The organism is Moraxella bovis (genome assembly GCF_025985205.1).
In the GTDB taxonomy this organism is placed as follows: domain Bacteria; phylum Pseudomonadota; class Gammaproteobacteria; order Pseudomonadales; family Moraxellaceae; genus Moraxella; species Moraxella bovis.
The window spans coordinates 1,080,605-1,100,138 of the sequence record NZ_CP087840.1; the positions used below are offsets into that span (position 1 = coordinate 1,080,605).

At 44.3% G+C, this 19,534-nt stretch carries 20 protein-coding genes; 3 read left to right on the top strand and 17 right to left on the bottom strand.

All coding sequences use genetic code 11. From position 1 onward, the window contains the following. Nucleotides 1-320: 320 nt before the first annotated feature. From cydX to LP107_RS05305, 3 genes are read right to left on the bottom strand one after another with little or no spacing between them, the layout of a single operon-like run. Nucleotides 321-452: a cytochrome bd-I oxidase subunit CydX gene (gene cydX, locus LP107_RS05295; protein ID WP_078273038.1), complete on the bottom strand. Its 132-nt coding sequence runs from the start codon at nucleotides 450-452 to the stop codon at nucleotides 321-323. Between the two features lie 10 nt (nucleotides 453-462). Beyond that, entirely contained in the window at nucleotides 463-1,602 is a 1,140-nt protein-coding gene (gene cydB / locus LP107_RS05300; RefSeq protein ID WP_112742412.1) for a cytochrome d ubiquinol oxidase subunit II, read from the bottom strand. A 2-nt stretch (nucleotides 1,603-1,604) separates the two neighbouring features. After that, the gene (locus LP107_RS05305; RefSeq protein ID WP_112742411.1) at nucleotides 1,605-3,209 is read right to left on the bottom strand and encodes a cytochrome ubiquinol oxidase subunit I; all 1,605 of its coding nucleotides are present in this window, start codon (nucleotides 3,207-3,209) and stop codon (nucleotides 1,605-1,607) included. Between the two features lie 109 nt (nucleotides 3,210-3,318). Here LP107_RS05305 and LP107_RS05310 point away from each other — a divergent pair, with 109 nt between their 5' ends. Next, the gene (locus tag LP107_RS05310; RefSeq protein ID WP_112742410.1) at nucleotides 3,319-3,540 is read left to right on the top strand and encodes a WG repeat-containing protein; all 222 of its coding nucleotides are present in this window, start codon (nucleotides 3,319-3,321) and stop codon (nucleotides 3,538-3,540) included. Continuing rightward, nucleotides 3,528-3,956: a WG repeat-containing protein gene (locus LP107_RS05315; protein WP_158079578.1), complete on the top strand. Its 429-nt coding sequence runs from the start codon at nucleotides 3,528-3,530 to the stop codon at nucleotides 3,954-3,956. The genes LP107_RS05310 and LP107_RS05315 overlap by 13 nt, the downstream gene beginning before the upstream one ends. Nucleotides 3,957-3,995: 39 nt before the next feature. On the opposite strand, the gene LP107_RS05320 is transcribed toward LP107_RS05315, so the two are convergent. The 7 genes from LP107_RS05320 to tsaB all read right to left on the bottom strand — a co-directional run bounded on the left by LP107_RS05320 (nucleotide 3,996) and on the right by tsaB (nucleotide 9,754). Continuing rightward, the gene (locus tag LP107_RS05320) at nucleotides 3,996-4,694 is read right to left on the bottom strand and encodes an LrgB family protein (RefSeq protein WP_112742409.1); all 699 of its coding nucleotides are present in this window, start codon (nucleotides 4,692-4,694) and stop codon (nucleotides 3,996-3,998) included. Then, the gene (locus LP107_RS05325) at nucleotides 4,681-5,106 is read right to left on the bottom strand and encodes a CidA/LrgA family protein (protein WP_112742408.1); all 426 of its coding nucleotides are present in this window, start codon (nucleotides 5,104-5,106) and stop codon (nucleotides 4,681-4,683) included. The genes LP107_RS05320 and LP107_RS05325 overlap by 14 nt, the downstream gene beginning before the upstream one ends. A gap of 175 nt (nucleotides 5,107-5,281) precedes the next feature. Beyond that, on the bottom strand, nucleotides 5,282-6,553 hold the full coding sequence (gene purD / locus LP107_RS05330) for a phosphoribosylamine--glycine ligase (protein ID WP_264675892.1): 1,272 nt from the start codon (nucleotides 6,551-6,553) through the stop codon (nucleotides 5,282-5,284). 220 nt (nucleotides 6,554-6,773) lie between these two features. Further along, entirely contained in the window at nucleotides 6,774-7,022 is a 249-nt protein-coding gene (locus tag LP107_RS05335) for a hypothetical protein (protein ID WP_112742406.1), read from the bottom strand. A gap of 7 nt (nucleotides 7,023-7,029) precedes the next feature. Beyond that, nucleotides 7,030-7,833: a class I SAM-dependent methyltransferase gene (locus LP107_RS05340; protein WP_162860407.1), complete on the bottom strand. Its 804-nt coding sequence runs from the start codon at nucleotides 7,831-7,833 to the stop codon at nucleotides 7,030-7,032. Between the two features lie 133 nt (nucleotides 7,834-7,966). Continuing rightward, nucleotides 7,967-8,809, bottom strand: a complete 843-nt coding sequence (locus LP107_RS05345; protein WP_046698234.1) for an undecaprenyl-diphosphate phosphatase — start codon at nucleotides 8,807-8,809, stop codon at nucleotides 7,967-7,969. Between the two features lie 222 nt (nucleotides 8,810-9,031). Continuing rightward, complete coding sequence (tsaB, locus tag LP107_RS05350) at nucleotides 9,032-9,754, bottom strand: tRNA (adenosine(37)-N6)-threonylcarbamoyltransferase complex dimerization subunit type 1 TsaB (RefSeq protein ID WP_264675891.1); 723 nt, start codon at nucleotides 9,752-9,754, stop codon at nucleotides 9,032-9,034. 361 nt (nucleotides 9,755-10,115) lie between these two features. Between tsaB and LP107_RS05355 the strand changes: the two genes are divergently transcribed. Then, complete coding sequence (locus tag LP107_RS05355; RefSeq protein WP_078273028.1) at nucleotides 10,116-10,868, top strand: oxygen-binding di-iron domain-containing protein; 753 nt, start codon at nucleotides 10,116-10,118, stop codon at nucleotides 10,866-10,868. 152 nt (nucleotides 10,869-11,020) lie between these two features. Here the strand turns inward: LP107_RS05355 and LP107_RS05360 are convergent, their stop codons facing one another. The 7 genes from LP107_RS05360 to LP107_RS05390 form a co-directional block, all read right to left on the bottom strand. Next, nucleotides 11,021-11,902 (bottom strand): ATP-binding protein, encoded by an 882-nt coding sequence (locus LP107_RS05360; protein ID WP_410173939.1) that lies wholly within the window; start codon nucleotides 11,900-11,902, stop codon nucleotides 11,021-11,023. Nucleotides 11,903-12,048: 146 nt separating this feature from the next. Continuing rightward, complete coding sequence (locus LP107_RS05365; protein ID WP_264675890.1) at nucleotides 12,049-12,795, bottom strand: ABC transporter permease; 747 nt, start codon at nucleotides 12,793-12,795, stop codon at nucleotides 12,049-12,051. Between the two features lie 3 nt (nucleotides 12,796-12,798). After that, nucleotides 12,799-12,999 (bottom strand): ATP-binding cassette domain-containing protein, encoded by a 201-nt coding sequence (locus LP107_RS05370; protein ID WP_162860406.1) that lies wholly within the window; start codon nucleotides 12,997-12,999, stop codon nucleotides 12,799-12,801. A gap of 157 nt (nucleotides 13,000-13,156) precedes the next feature. Continuing rightward, a complete protein-coding gene (locus LP107_RS05375) occupies nucleotides 13,157-13,468 on the bottom strand; it encodes an ATP-binding cassette domain-containing protein (RefSeq protein ID WP_078273024.1) in 312 nt (103 codons plus the stop codon). Nucleotides 13,469-13,590: 122 nt separating this feature from the next. Continuing rightward, nucleotides 13,591-14,625, bottom strand: a complete 1,035-nt coding sequence (gene ppk2 / locus LP107_RS05380) for a polyphosphate kinase 2 (RefSeq protein ID WP_112742401.1) — start codon at nucleotides 14,623-14,625, stop codon at nucleotides 13,591-13,593. 89 nt (nucleotides 14,626-14,714) lie between these two features. After that, nucleotides 14,715-14,990, bottom strand: coding sequence for a hypothetical protein (locus LP107_RS05385; RefSeq protein WP_162860405.1), 276 nt, complete (start codon nucleotides 14,988-14,990; stop codon nucleotides 14,715-14,717). A 358-nt stretch (nucleotides 14,991-15,348) separates the two neighbouring features. Further along, nucleotides 15,349-19,449 carry an AAA family ATPase gene (locus tag LP107_RS05390; RefSeq protein ID WP_264682822.1) on the bottom strand — a complete coding sequence of 1,367 codons (4,101 nt, stop codon included), beginning with the start codon at nucleotides 19,447-19,449 and terminating at the stop codon, nucleotides 15,349-15,351. Between the last annotated feature and the right edge of the window lie 85 nt (nucleotides 19,450-19,534).

The following is a 19,534-nucleotide window of genomic DNA, read 5'->3' on the forward strand; positions in this document are numbered from 1 at the left end:
TTATTGGGATTGTGAAAAATCGGACGATACAGCTAACAAAATTGAATTTTACTACGAAAACCGTTTGCCACAAGCTTGCCTGCGGGTCGGTTTCCGTCATGGTTCGACTTAGCTCACCACGAACGAAAAACCGTAGCACTTTTTTATTTTGTAGAGTGTATGTGTTAAAATTTGGGCGTGTAGGGGCAATTTGTTCGCCTAAAAATCAAGACTTTATCACAGGGCAAATGTGATTTGCCCCTATAAATCCACAACCAATCACCCAATAATCAATATACTATCATGTTAAGTTAAGGTTGAAGTTAAAGTAAAAAACGCATCTAATCATCACGCTCCTTATCCTTGCCATAAAACGCCTCTTCTCGGCTGTCTTCAAACTCCACCCACACAGCACTGATAATCGCCAACAGTACGGCAAAGCCTAAGCCCAATATCCATGCAAAATACCACATGAGTTATCTCCTAATATAGTGTATGTTCGTTTTCTTTGATATAGGCTTTGGTAACTTTGCCCCGCATGATGGCGTACGCCCAGCTTGTGTAGCCGACCACCACAGGCAGGATAAAGACGACCACATAGACCATCACCATGAGCGTGAGCTGACTGGACGTGCTGTCCCATACGGTTAGGCTCGAACGGGGGTCGGACGATGACGGCATATAAAAGGGGAATAAAGCGACCCCTGCGGTCATAATTACCCCAAGCACGCCCACGCTAGACAACACAAAGGCAGTCAAGGTGCGTCCTGCTTTCATGACAAGCACCGCCACGATAGGCATGATGACGCCTAAGGCAGGAAATAACCACAACGCTCCATGAGCCTTAAAGTTGGCAAGCCACGCCCCCTGCTCGGTGATGACGGTCTTACTCGTGGGGTCAATCAAGGCGTTTTTGTCCAGCGAACTGGTGATGACATAGCCGTCAAGATTTGCCACCCAAAAGCCTGCCAGTACAAATAACACCGACATGATGATGGCGGAGATGGTGGTTAATTTTTTGGTGCGAATTTGGATGTCATCGACCGTGCGATGAGCCAGATACACCCCGCCTTGGGTTATTATCATAAAGGCACTCACCAGACCGCAGAGCAGGGCAAAGGGCGACAATAAGCCCCAAAACGAGCCAGTATAAGTAGAGACAAGCTGATTGTCAAAGCCAAATGGCACACCCACAAACAAGTTGCCAAACGCCACCCCAAAAATCAAGGCAGGGACGAACGAGCCAATAAACAGCCCCCAATCCCATGCTGTCCGCCAGCGTTCATCCTTGACCATGCTACGGTATTTAAACCCCACAGGGCGGAAAAACAACGCCCACAATGCCGCCATTAACGCCCAATAAAAGCCACTAAATGCCGTGGCGTACAGCAGGGGCAGGGCAGCAAAAATCGCCCCGCCTGCGGTAATAAACCACACCTGATTGCCTTCCCAATGAGCCTCAATGGTGTTGATGATCACACGCCGTTCTTTGTCCGTTTTGCCGACAAAGGGTAACAGGCTACACACGCCCATGTCATGACCGTCCATGATGGCAAAGCCAATGAGTAGGACACCGATGATGAGCCACCAGATGAATTTTAGGGTTTCATAATCAAATAACATGGTTATACTCCTTTAAATTCATTGGGGTTGATGATGTTTTTGTCGCTTTTTTCGCCAAAATACCGCCCTGTGCCGAGACTGGCAGGGCCCAGACGGACGTATTTTTGCATGAGATAAATCTCAATGATAAACAAAATGGTATAAAACACCACAAAGCCAATCAGCGACCATATCACGTTACTAATGGCGATGTTAGACACTGACAAATGCGTGGGCAACACGCCATATACCGTCCACGGCTGACGACCATATTCGGCAACAAACCAACCTGCTTCGGCGGCTATCCACGGGGCAGGGAGCATGATGACGGCAAATTTTAACAGCCATTTTTTCTCCATAAAATTACCCTTAATGGTGAAAAACAGCGATAAGGAAAATAATACGAGCATCAAAAAGCCCAAGCCCACCATGATACGAAACGTCCAAAACATGGGCGTTACCCTAGGAATGGTGTCATTGGTGGCAGATTTTACCATGTCGGGGGTGGCTTGGGTAACATCATGGGTGTATTTTTTGAGTAGTAGCCCAAAGCCCAAATCGTTTTTGTGATGTTCAAACTGTGCCAGTGTGCGTGGATTGACCGCCTTACTGTCTGCCATGCTCGCACGCATCTCATCTAAGGCACTCACCGCAAAGATGCCGCTGACAATTCGCTCTTCGTTGATCTCCTTAATGTCATGAATGCCTAGTATCTCCTTATTTAGCGAGCGTGTGCCAATGATGCCCATGGCATAGGGGATATGTATCGCCCAGTCGTTTTTCTCTTCTTTTTCGTTGATGAGTGCCACCAGATTAAAACTGGCAGGGGCAGGCTCGGTCTCCCACATCGCTTCCATGGTGGCAAGTTTGGTCTGCTGAGCCAGTCCGATAGAATAACCCGACTCATCACCCAGCACAATGGTACTACAAATGGATGCAAAACCAAAGGCGGCCGCCACATGAAAACTGCGTTTGGCAAAGGCGACATCACGCCCTTTTAACAGATACCAAGCCGACACTGACAGCACAAACATCGCTCCGACCACATAACCTGCCGAGACGGTATGGACAAATTTATTTTGAGCATCAGGGTTTAGCAGGATTTGGGCGAAACTGGTCATCTCCATTCGCATGGTTTGGTAGTTGAACTCTGCTCCCACGGGGTTTTGCATCCAGCCATTGGCAATCAAAATCCACAGAGCCGACAGGTTGGTTCCCAGTGCCATGAGTATGGTGGTGATGAGATGTTGCACACGGCTCATTCGCTCCCAGCCAAAGAAAAACAGCCCCACCATCGTGGATTCTAAGAAAAACGCCATCAAGCCTTCGATGGCAAGGGGGGCTCCGAACACATCGCCGACATAGTGCGAATAATACGCCCAGTTCGTCCCAAACTGAAACTCCATCGTAATGCCTGTGGTAACGCCTAAGGCAAAGTTGATGCCAAAGAGCTTGCCCCAAAATCGGGTCATGTCCTTCCAAATCTCTTTGCCTGTGATGACATACACCGACTCCATGATGACAAGTAGCCATGTCATGCCAAGCGTTAGGGGAATAAATAAGAAGTGGAATAATGCTGTAACGGCAAATTGTAGCCGTGAGACATCCATCAAAGACTCGGTAATCATACCGCTCTCCTGCCATTTTGTTGCGTTGCAAAAGCGTAATTTTGTGATTAAAACTCATTTTTGTCAAGGCGAAAACTGTTGATAAATGGTTAAATAGCATTCATTTTAAATGCATCAATCAAACCCTAAACAAAAACCCAAACAAAAAAACAGACAAGCCAACCTTGTCTGTTTTAAGGTAAATAAAAAGGGCAAAATATACCACGCCAAACCTACGACCTCGGCAAATCAAACAACAAAAATTCTGGGTTTTATTGATAAAAAAGGCGAAATAGTCATTCCTATTCAATATGATAATGCCTGGTTTTTTCAGACGGCTTGGCAAATGTAAAGCAAAATGGTAAATGGGGATATATTGACAAGACAGGTAAAATTATTATCCCCATTCAATATGATTACGCTTTGGACTTTGCAGACGGATTGGCGGGAGTAGAAAAAAATGGCAAATGGGGATTTGTTTCTAATTTTTCAGACGGTTTGGCAGTAATAAGACAAAATGAAAAATATGGTTATATTGATAAAAACGGTGAAATAATTATCCCCATTCAATATGATTCTGCTTGGAAATTTTCAGATGGTTTGGCAAGTGTAGAGCAAAATGGCAAATATGGTTTTATAGATAAAACAGGCAAAGCTATTATTCCCATTCAATACAACCATGCTTGGGATTTTACAATGGGTAAAGCCATTGTTGAATTAAACGGCGAAACTTTTTATATCGACAAAACGGGCAGTCGTATGGATTAAAAAAGCACCCATACAGGTGCTTTGCTTTATCCAAAATCATCATTTTAATAACCACAATATCGCCATTGGCAACCACACCGCCGTTACCAAGCCATTGATGGCAAGCCCAAAGGCGGCGTATCGCCCTGCGGTGGGGCTGATTGTCCATGCTTCGACCGTACCAATGGCGTGAGCAACCAGACCCAGTGCCAAGCCTTTTGCTCTGTCGTCTGTGATGTTTTTGAACAAAATACGGCATACCCCCGCCCCCAAAATCCCCGACACGATGATGATGAGATTGGCAAGCACAAGCGGTGCGTCAATGATTTGGGCAACCGACAAGCCCACAGGCGTGGTAACCGACCGTGTGGCAAAGCCCAAAATCGTCTGTATATTTAGGCTAAACACATACGCCAAACTCATCGGTACAATCGCCCCAACAAGGCTTGCCATGACGACAATGATAGACAGCTTTTTGACAGGCAAACCCTTAAAATCCATACCCGCCAGGGGGACGGCAAGCAGGACGGTGCTATACCCAAGCAAGCGGTCAAAGACAGGTTTGGCATGGGCGTAATACGTATTATAAGGCAGTTGAATCACGGCAATGATGATAAGCGTTAGCACAATGGCGATGATAATCATCGGTATGCCACGAAAGTATTTATTGATATAGCGTAGCACATACTTTGCCCCGATGTGGGCGATGAGCGTAACGACAAAGGCGATAAAAATCGTGGTGCTATCAAGAGTTGGCATGATTTTCCCCTTTATCGTCCGTGCTTTTTAGCCAGTTTTGGGACAATTTGGCAAACGCCCAAAGCGGTATCACAGTACTAAGCACGATGACCGTCGACACGGCAAGCAAATCCGACCCAAGCCCAAACAACAAAATTCCCGCCCCTGCCGACACAGGCAAAAACGCAAATCCACTATCTACAAGTAGCACGCTTGCCGATGATGACAGCCAATTTGGCAAACCGCCCTTGATAAGACGCACACCCATAAGTATGGCAAAAAGCGACATCAAGCCGACAATGTTGGTGGCGGTTGGCATTCCCAAAGCGGTGCAAGCAATCAAGGCAAGCTCACGCACACCGATGACGATGCAGACGGTGGCGAGCATACCAAGCCAAAAAGTGGGGGATTTGGTGAGATAGGGGGATTTCATTGTTATCATGTCCTTATATTGGGGTGTTGCTTGATATACTTAGCTAGAATGGTTATTTAATCATCATCATACGATTAGGTCAAGGTGTGGGGGTAGGTTTTATAAAAAATGTTCATCATTCTATAAAAAAATAGAGCCAAACACGACCGCATTTGACTCTATATTCAGATAAAGACTAACGCCCAATCGCACGCCAGCCAATATCCCTACGATATTGTATGCCGTCAAAGGCAATCGTACCACAGCTTGCCAACGCACGGGCTTGGGCATCTGCCACGCTCGCCCCAAGTGCGGTAACGCACAGCACACGTCCGCCATTGGTTAGGATTTGCCCGTTCTCTGCCTTTGTACCTGCGTGGAATACTTTTAGGTCGTCCTGCACATCTGGCAAACCTGTAATGACATCGCCTGATGATGAACTCTCTGGATAGCCACGACTGGCAAGGACAATGCCCAAGGCAACTTCGTCCGTCCATTCTGCACTGGCGGGCAAATTGCCGTCTAGCCCTGCCAAAATCAGCTCAACCAAAGACGACTTTAAGCGCATCATAATCGGCTGAGTCTCAGGATCGCCAAATCGGCAGTTAAACTCAATCACATAAGGGTCGCCTGCGTCATTTATCATAAGCCCTGCGTACAAAAAGCCCTTATAAGGCGTGCCATTTGCCCTCATCTCGTCCACGACAGGGCGGATAACACGCTCAATCACTTTCTCATGTACATCAGCCGTTACCACAGGGGCAGGCGAGTACGCTCCCATACCGCCTGTATTTGCCCCTTTATCGCCTTCAAAAATGCGTTTGTGGTCTTGACTGGTTGCCATGGGCAAAATATTATCGCCGTCAATCATGCAAATAAAGGACGCTTCTTCGCCTGCCAAAAACTCTTCGATGACGACACGGCTCCCTGCTTGCCCAAATTTATTGCCTGATAGCATGTCATCAATGGCACCAAAGGCTTCGCTCTCATTCATCGCCACAATCACACCCTTACCTGCCGCCAGTCCGTCCGCCTTGATGACAATGGGTGCCCCCTTAGTGCGGACAAAATCTTTTGCCAGCTCTACCTCGGTAAAGACTTCATAAAAGGCGGTGGGAATGCCGACTTTTTTCATAAAATCTTTGGCAAATGCCTTAGAGCCTTCTAGCTGTGAGCAGTATTTTGAACAGCCCCACGCACGCACGCCAGCCCGCTCCAAATCGTCCACAATGCCTGCCACCAGTGGAGCTTCCGCCCCCACAAGCACAAAAGCAATGTCGTGAGTCTGACAAAACTCAATCACGGCAGGATGGTCGGTGATGTCCAAATCCACGTTTTGGAGCTTGGGTTCGCTTGCCGTGCCTGCATTGCCACGAGCGACATAGACCGTCTGTACTCTGTCATCTTTGGCACACGCCCACGCTAAGGCGTGCTCACGTCCGCCTGTACCTGTAACTAAAATTTTCATAGCAGTCCTTATGGGTTGGGGTAAATTCCCCTATTGTAGCAAATTTTACCCAAAAAATCTTGGGAGTTTTTGGCTGTTTTATGAATTTTCTTTTGACTTGCGATCAAGAAAAGCATGCCATAAGCTTTCAAATTACTACAAATTTATCATACATAAATATAGGGATGTATACTTTATAAACTCCAAAATTGCCACAAGTGGAAAATATCTCATCTAAAATCTAACTCTTGTCTTGATGGGTAAGTTGGCTCATCTCCACCGCTTGCAATAATCCCAATTCATTAAATTCTTGGCGTAATTGTTTTATCGCTTGGGTTTGGTCTTTGGTTTGGGCGATGATTTCACGATAGCGATTGACGTATTTGGTTTTATCTACCGCTTGCCAGAGCCGTTTAAAATCTTGGCGTAACCACACGTTTTGCATAACCAAAATCAATATTAATGCCACAACTACATATTCTTGTTTCATAAATCACCTAATATCTATCAAACCGTATTGCATCATTTGCCACGCTTTGCAATGGCGTTTTATTTGCCAAATGGGGGGCGGATAAGGGGCGTTTGATGATGATTTTGCCATTATCTTTTAATTGAGCATGGGCACTATCCAAAAATCGTTTTTCATCATCATCGCTTGGCGGATTTGCCAAATCGTGTAATACTTGCATGGTTTTACCCACCTTTGCCGAATAGCTATCGGAAGGAAACATGGGGTCAAGATAAATCATGTCCACCTTTGGTAAGGTCGCCATAAAATCAGTATTCAAAAAATTACCATGATAAATTGCAATTCGGCTTAATAATTTTTGCCAATTTGGATTGGCATTCATCATTTGATGTTCAAATAATAGTAGCATTGCCACGATAGGATTTTGTTCTATCATGATTACATTTGCCCCTGCGCTTGCCAATATCAATCCGTCCTGCCCAAAGCCTGCCGTACCGTCTATCACGCTCATGTCGGACGTTAATTTGCTTGCTTGTAATATCAGTTCGGACTTTCGCCCTGCGGTTACGATACGTTTGGTTAGGGCTTGCCAATTTAATGATGATTTTATAATAGCATTGTTGTCAATTTTAATTAAAGTTGGCGTATTTTTGATAAGAGCAATTAAAGGGATATTGACATTATCATTGGCAAACAATGAGATGAATTTATCACTTAATTTTGATAAAGCATAAAAAGATAACTTTAAAGACAAATTGTGAGTTTTATTGATAGCGTCTAATGTATCAAATAACAATTTGTCTTGTTCGGTGCCGATGATGTTAATATTCAAAATGTTGCCTTTTAAATGGGTATTTTATAAATAAAAAATGTTTTTTAGGATTGTAGGGGCGAATTATGATTCTCCCTAGATTGGTTTTTATTAAAAGTAAATATTATTTATATACATTAAATTTAATAAAAATTTACCCTTGAATTTGATAACCAAACACAAAATACGCCAATAACACAATCACGCCTGTGATAATCCGCAAATAGGCAAAAATCATAAAATCCCGTTTTGATACCCACGCCACAAGCAAACGAATGCACAATAGAGCAACAACAAAAGACACTGCCGTTCCCACGCCCAAAATCGCCCAATCTTGTCCTGTTTGTAGCACGTCTTTTTTCTCAATCAGCTCCAAAAGTCCTGCCCCGATAATGACAGGGATGCCCAAAAAGAATGAAAATTCGGTCGCCGCCTTGCGAGACGCCCCAAACCACAACGCTCCGATGATGGTCGCCCCAGAGCGACTGGTACCAGGGATTAGGGCAAGGCATTGGCAAAGTCCGATTTTTAATGCCATTTTAAAGTCAATATGCTCGGCTTCTTGTGCCTTAATGGGGCGTGGGTGTTTTTCAACATAGATAATCAGTAACGCCCCAATGATAAGCATGGTCGCCACGACAAGCGGATGAAAGAGCATGCCTGTGATAAAGTCTTTTAAGGTAAAGCCGACAACCATGACAGAAATAGTGGCGATGATGAGCGAGATACCCAACCCACGGGGGTTGGTCATGCCGTCTGCCTTGCCTGTCAGTAGCCCCATAAATGCCGTCCACAATCTGCCCCAATAGTCATAAATGACCGCCAAAATCGCCCCAAGCTGAACAAAAACAATGAACAAATCTCGCTTGTCTTTGTCCCAAAAATTCATGATGTCTGCCGACAAAATCATATAGCCTGTGCTAGAAATCGGCAAAAACTCGGTAATGCCTTCGACAATGCCCATGATAACGGCTTTGATAAATAATAAAATGTCCAAAATATTACTCTTTATTTAAATTTACCAATATTTATTGGCGGTATGGATTGGGGGTTAAATAATTTTTTGGTATTAAATGATTGGGCGAATGTAATTTGACCCTACATGTCTAAATTTTAAAATATGTCTTTATTGAACAATGCTATTTTAAAAAATAAGATTGTTGGCATATAAATGATTGGGTGAATAAACTGCCCCATATTTCATTTTAAAATTGGTTAATTATTTCTTGCCTTGCTCTGCCAATGTTTTCCAAGCGTTATTTCTAAGATAAACGGGCAAGGCATTCTCTGCCATTACCGTCTCGCCCCTTAAAAATAGCGGATAGGCAAGGCGTGCGATGTGGCAGGCGGTTGGATTTAGGCGTAATTTTTTGGCATCTGTTGCCACCAAATCCACGCCATCCCCCACGATGATGTCGGTCTCTACATGCTTGTCATAATCCAGCAAATATTCGCTTTGGGCAATGGGCAAGGCTTTTTGTACCACAAAATCCCCTGCATAGACTTGGTTTTGGCGAGCGTCTATCACGCCAGTTATCCTTGTGCCGTCCGCCATACTTGTCTGTTCACACGCCATAAATGCCAAGGCGTGTAGGCTGGATATGCCGATACACGGTGCGTCATTGGCGACAGATAGGGCTTGGACTAGGGCGGTATTGATTCGAATACCACTAAATGCCCCCGGCCCACGGTTGAACGCCCACGCCTGTACGTCTTTTATGTCCACACCTGCCGTATGCAGTGCCTTGTCAAGCATGGGCAAGATAATCTCCGTTTGCCCACGCCCACCTGCCACGGTCTCGGTGTAGATGATGGTGTCGTTTTGCAAAATGGCAATCGAGCATTGCTCAAAAATGGTGTCAAAGGCAACAAGAATGTCAGATGGGCTGGGCGATAAGGCGGTCATAGAATGTGTGCGGGCAAAATAAAAAACGCTTATCATACCACAAAATACTTGTAAATTTTAGGGTCTTAAAAGCGGTCGGGGTTATTGATAACATTATTTACAATGGAGTAATAATTAAGAAAATTTATTTTTGTTGGACGGGGTGGTTTTATGACAAATAAATTCAATAAAAACTTTTGGTATTTTTAATCAAATCAGCGTATAATGTTCAAAACCCATAAAAATTTTATGGTGTTCGTTTTGACTTGTGTAGGGCGTGCCTGCCGTTGGTATTTGCAATGAAAAACAAGATTTAGCCATTTTTCATGCAAAAATTGATTTAAAATGTTAAATTTTTACCTTAATTTTATAAAAATGTTATCAATGGTAGGCACGCCCTAATATTTAGGAAATTTTTATGGAATCTTATGTTCTGTATGATGACGGTCATCACAAATGTATCGCGTTTAGTATGCCCGAAGAAGATGAAAGCGTGCCATCGAACCAGTTTTTAATCATTGATGGCGAAGAAGCGGCAATCATTGACCCAGGTGGGGATTTGACCTTTACGCCACTGACTTTGCAAATCACCAAATACACCAGCATGGAGAGTATTAAGTACGTCATTGGCTCGCACCAAGACCCTGACATTTTGGCGTCCATGCCTCGTTGGCTCATCCATTTGCAAAATACCAAACTGCTTATCCCGACGTTGTGGGAGCGGTTTTTGCCCCATTATAATTCTGCCTTTACCAAAGGGCGATTGCACCACGGTTTGTCGGAGCGACTCGAAGGCATTCCTGATGTGGGTGGCGTGTATGCACTGGGCAATACTAAAATCATGGCAATCCCTGCCCACTTTTTGCATTCGGTGGGTAACATTCAGTTTTATGACCCTGTCAGTCAGATTCTGTTCTCGGGCGACATGGGGGCGTCATTGGTAGGGCATTCTGGCATCAAGGTGGAGAATTTTCAAGCTCACATCAACAGCATGTCAGGTTTTCATAAACGCTATATGGCAAGTAATAAAGCCTGCCGTCTGTGGGCGGACAGCGTACGCCAGCTACCCGTGGACATGATGGTGCTACAGCATGGCAAGCGACTAGAAGGGCGTGCCATCTTTGATGAGTTCTTAGATTGGATTAGTGGGTTATCTTGCGGTATGATTTGATTGATGAGAGTACTTATGACATCAATGAGTTAATGGCGTTGGCTAAGGTTGTTCGGATATGATGGGTTAAAAAGGCGTGATGATACGCCTTTTTATTTTGGTTTTTTGGCAGACATTATTATTTACCCCATTTTTAACATCCACCCAAGATATCATTTATGGGTAACACCATCCACAGAGCCACGCTCTAACAGCCTTGACCCTATCCAGTGCCGACTAAACTGATATGCCACCCGTCCCGAGCGACCGCCTCGAGTGCTTGCCCATTTTAGGGCTTCGCTGCGCACCATCTCATCAAATGCCATGTCCGCCCGTGTCAAATAATACGCCACGATGTCCAAATACGTCTCTTGATTCATGGGTGAGAACGATATCCACAGCCCAAAGCGGTCTGAGAGCGAGACGGTCTCATCGATGGTCTCATAGGGATTGACTTCATCGGTTTGACCGTTATAAATGCTGACGTTATCCTTCATGAGCTGTGGCAACAGATGACGGCGGTTACTGGTGGCATAGATGAGCAGACGGTCTTGTTCGCTGTCTAACGCCCCATCCAGCACGCTTTTTAGGGTGCGGTAATTTTCATCATGCCCATTAAATGCCAAATCATCACAGTAGATGATATAACGGCAGTAGCTGTCGCTTGCCTTGATGGCGTGGCGGATTTTATCAAGCATTTGCAAATCATCTCGGGCGACTTCTATCACTCGCATACCGTCTTGATGATGGGCGTGAAGTAAGGCACGTACAAGGCTTGATTTGCCTGCCCCACGAGTACCAGTCATGAGAACGTGGTTGGCAGGCAAGTTTGCCAAAAATTGGCGGGTATTTTGAATGATTTTGTCTTTTTGGGTATCAATGCCGTGCAAATCATCCAAAGTGATGCCAAGGTGGACATCAATAGGAGCGAGTATGCCACGCTGACCGCCAACCCAGCGATAGGCGAGAACATCAGGGTCTAGATGAATGGATTGGGTGGTGCGTTCGCTTAAAAATTGATTGGCTTTTTGCAAAAAACTTGTGCCAAGGGTCAGTAGTTCGTTATGTAGATTCATGTCAGATGTGTGATAAAAATCTTAATTTAACATAAAACGCCCAAAAATAAAACCACCTTGCTTGGTGGTTTTGGTAATAATAATCTTGTGTAAGCTGTTCTGTGATTACAAACCGCCCACGCTCATCAAAAAACCGCCGAACCACCAGCCCCGCCGACAGCGTACACGCCAGTGTACTGCCCCCCACAGACAAAAAACATGGTAACAATCTGATAGCGTACCGCCTGTGTAGGGTCAGCCCCTGCCAGTATTCGCCCTGTCATCATCCCTGGTAGGCTTACCAGTCCGACCACGAGCATGGAATTGACGGTTGGGGTTGGGCCATTTAGCACCGCCGATTTGACAAGCTCATGCACCGCTTCAAAGGGGGTAGCCGACAGCGATAGGCGAGATTTGATAAGGGCTTGCTTGTCGTGCATGGCGTTCACAAGTTCGTTGGTTGTTAAGGATATGGCGGTCAAAGAATTGCCCAAAATCAGCCTCAAAATCGGTATGATATACTGGGGGCGATACCAAGGCGACACCTTTAAAATGAGTGTCATGGCAATCAGCGTAACCACACCCGTGGCAACCGATAGCGAGATGATACTATCAGACAGTAAGCCCTTGTAGGGGTGTTTGACCCGACCTTTTGCCGAGTGGCTTGCGATGAGTGTCATGATGGTTAAAATCGCAAGCACCTGCCACGCACTCTCCCGAGCGAACACCCATGCCAAAATCAGCCCAATCATGGACAACTGCACGACCGTCCGCACCCCTGCCATGATGAGTGTGCCTGTCAAGCGAAGTCGCAGGTATGCCGACACGCCTATCGTGATAAGCAGTAGGGTGCTGGCTAGGGTGATGTCGGTTAGGGTAAGTGTGATTGCCATAATTTACACCGCCAACACACCATTATCCATACGCCACAAATCCGCCCCCAACGCTTGTTGTTCGCTTGGCGTGTGCGTAACCCAAATCAAGGCTTTGGTATCATCATGCCAATCTAGCACGAGTCTCATGAGCAAATGTGCCGTCTCATCACCAAGGGCGGACGTGGTCTCGTCAAATGGGGCAATTGCTGGGTTAAATTGCAACGTCCGCAAAAACTCACGATTTGGCGTTCGCCCCCTGACAGCTCATGGATTGATTGGTCGATAAAATTGTCATGTTTACCAAGCGTGGTAAGCTGTTGTAAATGCCAATCTTTATCAAATTTTTTGTTTTGGTGGTATTTAAAACCAAAGGGGCCGGTTAGATGGTCAAGCACCGTGCCGTCCGATAGGCTAGGCGTTTGATGAAATAAGGCAACAGCAGAGCGATAATCGGGTCGGGGATTTGACTAAGGGATGTTAGTTTCCCGTTTTTATTTAACATAATCCTATCAGTAATAGCACTATCCAAAGGCAACAAATCGGCTAAGGCTTGTAATAACACCGATTTACTAGAGCCAGAGCCACCGACCAGAGCGACTTTTTGCCCATGATGTAAGGCAAAAGACACGTTGTCAAGCAAGGTACGGTCTGGGGTATGGTAGGATAGGGCGGTGGCGGTGAGTAGGGGCATGGTGTAGTGTGCTTGGGGTAGGATTTTATGATATGAGATTTGCCGATGGCATTACCCAAAAACCGCCTGCCCCTGATGGATTGATAAGTCTGATAAGTGGGGCAGATGGCTTGGTGTGGAGCTTATTTTTTGGTGGGTCGCTTGCTTACATCCTTATGCTCGTCAGTCTCGTACAACGCCCCTGCACGCCCCACGATGAGCGGGTCAATGTTGCCAATCTGTGAGTTGTCTTTGTCGGCATAGTCCAGCTTGTTTAGGACATAACGCATGGCGTTGAGTCTGGCACGTTTTTTACAGTCGGATTTGATGACAATCCATGGCGATTCGCTCGTGTCGGTCTCAAAGAACATCGCTTCTTTGGCGATGGTGTAGTCGTCCCATTTGTCAAGGGACGCTTTGTCCACAGGCGAGAGTTTCCACTGTTTTAGCGGGTCATGCTCACGGCGAGAGAAACGCACTTTTTGCTCTTCACGGCTTACCGAGAACCAAAACTTGATGAGCGTAACGCCTGACTGGGTCAGGTGTTTTTCAAAGGCAGGCACCTGCTCCATAAAGATGTGATATTCATCATCACTGCAAAAGCCCATAACACGCTCGACCACAGCACGGTTGTACCACGAACGGTCATACAGCACTATCTCGCCTGCGGTGGGTAGAGTCTGCACATAACGCTGAAAATACCATTGTCCACGTTCGGTCTCGGTCGGCTTTTCTAGGGCGACAACCCTAGCGCCACGGGGGTTTAGGTGCTCCATAAAGCGTTTGATGGTACCGCCTTTACCAGCGGCGTCACGCCCTTCAAAAAGGATGACAATTTTTTGTCCTGTTTCTTTGACGTGGCGTTGTAGTTTTAGAAGTTCAATTTGTAATTTGTACTTTTGAGCTTCGTAGTTTTTACGGCTCATGCGATGCTTATAAGGATAACCGCCTTCACGCCAGTTGGGGGCAAGCTCGGTGTCTTTGGATTTGCTTGCACCCAGCTCACTACTTAACTGATGGGCGACATTGGTGGTAGGCAAGTACTCTGCCAAGCGAACCCCAATTTGGGTCAAATCATCAGCACTGGCGTGTTCAACCAACTCTTCTAGGCGAGAGAGAGTGTCAGAGAATTCGTCACGAAATTTGGTAGCGGACTGCTTTTTTGGGGCGGTTGCCATGCGGACTCCTTGATAAAAATGTGGATTTGTTTTATATTAACATAGCGGTAATATTTTGGCAATATAATACGCCCATTTGTTTTGGATTTTTAATGTCTATTAGAGGGTGATGTGGGGATTTTAACAGGGATTTTATCTATTATGCCATTAATTGTTACGCAGTGATTAATATTTGGGACTTCATCCTGCTTACAAATTAAAAATAAAGAATACATAAACTCATCTCCGAGTTTCTCCCGTTCATCACTTCCTTGGTAGTTAATCATTACATTAGAATTACCAGTACTAAAAATAGATACGGATAACCTTTGTTCACCAATACTCCATTTGTATATTTCATTTCCATTGCCAAAATAAGATGACATAGGTGGCAGATTGTGTAAAATCTCTCTGTCAAAATTCTTACCCAAAATAGTATAAATATTCCCATTTTATCTACCACCTAACTCAATCCTAATCGGGGTATTTTATATAAAACATTAAACACAATTGAATTATCATATCTTTCTTTATTGATGCTGGTGTCATCAGGTAGACGAGCACCTAATTCAAAAAAATGATAAAATATATTTGGTGGTTTGCAAACAGATGAAAGGGCGATTTCGCTATATGTAAGTATGAAAATAGCGAAGATAAATTTCTTGAAATTCATAATGGTAACACCAATGTTATAAATTATTTGGTAATATAATAACTAAAATCATTCACCAAATCATACCAAACCTAACTCACGCCCGAACCTAATAACCTGCTTTCGCCATTAGCAATTTTTTTGACATGGATTTGGGTGGGAATGCGTTCTTTTAATGATTGGACGTGTGAGATAATGCCTATCATCTTGCCTGTATCTTTTAATGATGATAATACCGACAATGCAATGTCCAATATCTCATCATCTAATGTGCCAAAGCCTTCATCCAAAAACAATGAGTTAATACTGACATTCTCACTGCTCATTTGTGATAAACCCATTGCCAGTGCTAATGACACAATAAAACTCTCGCCCCCTGAGAGATTTTTGGTGCTACGAATCTCACTGCCTTGGGCGGTGTCGATGACATTTATCTCTAATAGGCTTTTGTTGATCTTATCATCGCCATGAGTTAGGACATAGCGACTGTCCATTTTGCTAAGGACATCATTGGCGTGATGGAGCATAAGCTCCAAGGTCAGTCCTTGGACGAAGTTGCGGTATTTAATGCCTTCTTTGGAGCCGATGAGTTCATCAAGCTTTGCCCATACGACCAAATCCTGCTGTTTTTGACTGATTAAATTCATCAAAGAGCCGTGCTTTTCTCTGTTGTCCTTGGCATTCATAAATAGCTGTTTTTGCTCGCCAAAGGCGGTCAGCTGTTCATAATGACGGCTTTGTAATTGCTCTTTATATTGTTTTAATTCATCCAATGTCATATTTTTCGATTTGTCATTTGTTGTATTGGATTCATGTTGTTTCTCCATGTCTTTTAAAATATCCGCCAAAACTTTATCATCAGGCTTGGCAGTCATGATGTCATCTAGTTTATGCTCCCAATAGTTAAGATTATCACGGGCTTGTTTTAAGGCATAATGTAAGTTTTGCTCGGTTTGCCCTAATGCTAAGCGTTCATCATTATCCATGCATGCCGATAAAAATTCATCGGTGTCTTTAAAGCCTTTGTCTGTTAGTGATTCATTAAACTTATGTTGTAATTCATCAATGTGCTTATCAAGCGTGGCAATGTGGCTTTGATGATGGCTGATTTTTTCATTTAGACTTAATAAGGCTTGCTGGGACTTTTGATGACTCTTTTGGCTGTCATGAAATGCCCGCTCGCTCTCATCTATCGCTTGGCGTAGCATGGCTTCTTTGTCATCGACATTATCCGTGCCAAACAGTGCTTCACGCTCTGATATATGGCTGTCGTGGTGCTGGGTTAGGGATATTTTTTCTTGCTCTAATTCATGCAGTTTTTCTTGATGGTCATTTAATTGTTTGCTTTGATTGGTCAGATGAATTTGAATGTGGCTTAGCTCGGATTCTAATTGCTGTTTTTGGGCGTGGTAATTGTCATGGTCTTGGCTGATTTGGATTAGCTCGCCAATATGCTGATGAATATTTGCTAATAATGATGTGTGGCTGTCATTATTAATATCATTAATATCATTAATATCATTAATATCATTAATATCATTAATATCATTAATATCATTAATATCATTAATATCATTAATATCATTAATATCATTAATATCATTAATATCATTAATATCATTAATATCATTAATATCATTAATATCATTAATATCATTAATATCATTAATATCATTAATATCATTAATAACATTATCCATGTTTATATCCATGCCTTTTTGATATCGCCCTAATTTGGCAGTGATGGCATGGATAAGCTCATGAATGCTTTGTTCATAATCAGCGATGGCGGATTTGGTGTCTTGTATTTGTTCTGTGATGATTTCGATGTGATTTTTTAGGGCTTTACCGTCTTGGGTGATGATGTCAAGATTTTGGCGTAAGTTATTTAGCTCTTGGCTTTTTTGGGTAAAAGCGTGCTGTAATTTATGATAGTTATCATAACTACCAGTTAAATGGGCTAATGTTTGATGAATGATGTCATTTAATGTATTAATGACTTCTTTTATCTTGGGCGAATTGTCATCTAATGCCATGGGTAATTCATGATGGACGTTTTTTATTATCTCCTGTGCGATGATGGTTTGATAATCACGGTTTATATTTGTGATGATTTCATTTTTTTGTGCTGTTAATGTTTGTTGTTGCTCGCCATAATACACTTTTGCACTGGTGATATTGGCAAGTATTTCTTTATGAGCTTGCAGGTTTTCTTTATGCGTTTCTATTTTTTGGGTGGTGTGGGTGATGGCGGTTTTGGTGCCATCATCAATATCATGGATAAAGGGGTTGTTAAGGGCGTACGGGTGCGTTAATGAACCACACAGCGGACAGGGTTCATTATCGGTCAGTTTGGCGTGATGTTCTTTTAGGGCGATGAGCTGTTGTTGGGTGTCATAATGCTGTTTTAGGGCAGTTAGGGTGTTTTGCTCTTGGGTGATTTGCTCGTTTAGGGCAGAAATGGCAGATAGGGCGGTTTGCTCTTGCTCGGCATTGTCATGCAGGCGAGTGCTTAGTTCATGAAGTTGTCCATTTAACTGTCTGTGGCTCTCTGCATGCTGGCTAAGGGCATAAGTCAAATGCGACAGCTCTTTGATGTGATGAATCTTATCTTGAAAATGCGTGCCATAATACGCCAATTTGTCATTATCAATATCAGATAACATGAGCGATGTTTGTAACAGCTCGCTGATTTGTCCGATAAGGGCTTGATGGTCATGTTCGATTTGAGCCAACCGCTCTTTTTGGGTTCGCAGTTCATCTCGTTTATCATTGATTTGTTGGGTTTTTTGGTGTAGCTCATCGGTTTGGGCGTGCAGTTTTCGGGTGTGCTGACGAAGCTGTGCCAAAGCAGTGCTAAGCTCACGTTCATGACCCGACAGCACACCCACATCTTGCTTGATGTCGGAATAATGTGCCATGTGTTCATGGCGGTCATTGATGGCGTGTAGTGTGGCTTGGTGCTTATCCTGCTGACTGTTTAGTTCTGATATCGCCTGCTTGGCATTAGCTATCATCGTTTGCTCGTTCGTGATGGCGTGGCTGATTTTGTCGATTGCCGATTTGTCCTGAGCGATGATGTTATCTAGCGTTCGCACTTGTTTGAACAGGGGCAGGGCTTGTTTATACTGGGCTTTGTGGGCGGTCAGTGTGCCATGATGACTGTCCTTTTGTGCTTGTCGACTCTGCTGTTCTTGTATTAGCTCGGGCAGGGTGTTTTGGAGTTCGGTAAGGGCGGTGTGGGTGTGGGTTAGCGTGTGGTACTCACGGGTGAGTTCTTGGTAGATGGGCGATAGCTCATGAGCCAGATTAGCAAGGCGTAAGCGAATCGCCGACTTGTCAAAGGCTTGGATGTCTGTCTGGGCGGTTACAATGTCCGCTTGGTGCTTGGCGATGTGAGCTTGGGCTTGGATTTGGTTTTGGTGCCAGCCGATGATGGTATCTAGGCGTTGCAGGCTAGTTTGGGTGTCACGAAGACGAGCGCCATCATCGCTGATACGTCGCTCCAAGGCAGAAAAATGCTCGTCATCCATGACATCGATGTCGCCTACTTTTTGCTCTAATTGGTGTAGCTCTTCCTTTTTTTGCTTATGTACATCAAAGGCTTTTTGGCTGATTTTGGCGTAGATGTGCGTGCCAGTGATTTGTTGTAGGATTTCGCCCTTTTCATTGGCTTCGGCTTTTAAAAAGGCGGAAAAATTGCCTTGGGCAAGCATGACCGAACGGGTAAACTGCTCAAAGTTCATGTGCATGATTTCTATGGCTTTTTTATCGCACACGCTCGGCTTGGTCTCGATGATGGTGCCGTCATCGGATGGGTCGGTCAGTAGGCTGATTTGGCGTTTGATGGGTTGTAACTTGCCGTCGGGCTTTTTGTTTGCCCGTCGCTGTTCAAAGCCGAACCGATAGAGCTTATCGCCTGTACTCTCATTCATGAGTAGCACCACTTCGCTGTGGCAGTCGCCTCTGTCCACGCTCATGAGTTCGTTTTGGGTGTTGCTGATGGTGCTAATCCTTGGCGTCTGTCCATAGATGGCAAGGCAGATGGCGTCTAGTATCGTCGTCTTGCCTGCCCCTGTCTGTCCTGTGATGGCAAACAGCCCGTCATTGACAAAGGCGTCATCGGTAAAATCAATGTGCCAGTTGCCTTTTAAAGAGTTAAGATTGCTAAATGATAAAGAAAGTATTTTCATGATATTTTGGATAAATAAATGGCAAAATAAATTGGTAAAATGACTTTAAAATAAATTGAGTAAAAAATCAGTCGGATAAAAATAA

Coding starts and splice junctions, on each gene's coding strand:
- tsaB (WP_264675891.1), bottom strand. CDS start 9,754: ATGATAAGCGTTTTTTATTTTGCCCGCACACATTCTATGACCGCCTTA.
- LP107_RS05385 (WP_162860405.1), bottom strand. CDS start 14,990: ATGTCATCTTATTTTGGCAATGGAAATGAAATATACAAATGGAGTATT.
- ppk2 (WP_112742401.1), bottom strand. CDS start 14,625: ATGGCAACCGCCCCAAAAAAGCAGTCCGCTACCAAATTTCGTGACGAA.
- LP107_RS05375 (WP_078273024.1), bottom strand. CDS start 13,468: ATGCCCCTACTCACCGCCACCGCCCTATCCTACCATACCCCAGACCGT.
- LP107_RS05325 (WP_112742408.1), bottom strand. CDS start 5,106: ATGAAATCCCCCTATCTCACCAAATCCCCCACTTTTTGGCTTGGTATG.
- cydX (WP_078273038.1), bottom strand. CDS start 452: ATGTGGTATTTTGCATGGATATTGGGCTTAGGCTTTGCCGTACTGTTG.
- LP107_RS05335 (WP_112742406.1), bottom strand. CDS start 7,022: ATGAAACAAGAATATGTAGTTGTGGCATTAATATTGATTTTGGTTATG.
- LP107_RS05310 (WP_112742410.1), top strand. CDS start 3,319: ATGCATCAATCAAACCCTAAACAAAAACCCAAACAAAAAAACAGACAA.
- LP107_RS05320 (WP_112742409.1), bottom strand. CDS start 4,694: ATGCCAACTCTTGATAGCACCACGATTTTTATCGCCTTTGTCGTTACG.
- purD (WP_264675892.1), bottom strand. CDS start 6,553: ATGAAAATTTTAGTTACAGGTACAGGCGGACGTGAGCACGCCTTAGCG.
- LP107_RS05365 (WP_264675890.1), bottom strand. CDS start 12,795: ATGGCAATCACACTTACCCTAACCGACATCACCCTAGCCAGCACCCTA.
- LP107_RS05305 (WP_112742411.1), bottom strand. CDS start 3,209: ATGATTACCGAGTCTTTGATGGATGTCTCACGGCTACAATTTGCCGTT.
- LP107_RS05390 (WP_264682822.1), bottom strand. CDS start 19,449: ATGAAAATACTTTCTTTATCATTTAGCAATCTTAACTCTTTAAAAGGC.
- LP107_RS05355 (WP_078273028.1), top strand. CDS start 10,116: ATGGAATCTTATGTTCTGTATGATGACGGTCATCACAAATGTATCGCG.
- cydB (WP_112742412.1), bottom strand. CDS start 1,602: ATGTTATTTGATTATGAAACCCTAAAATTCATCTGGTGGCTCATCATC.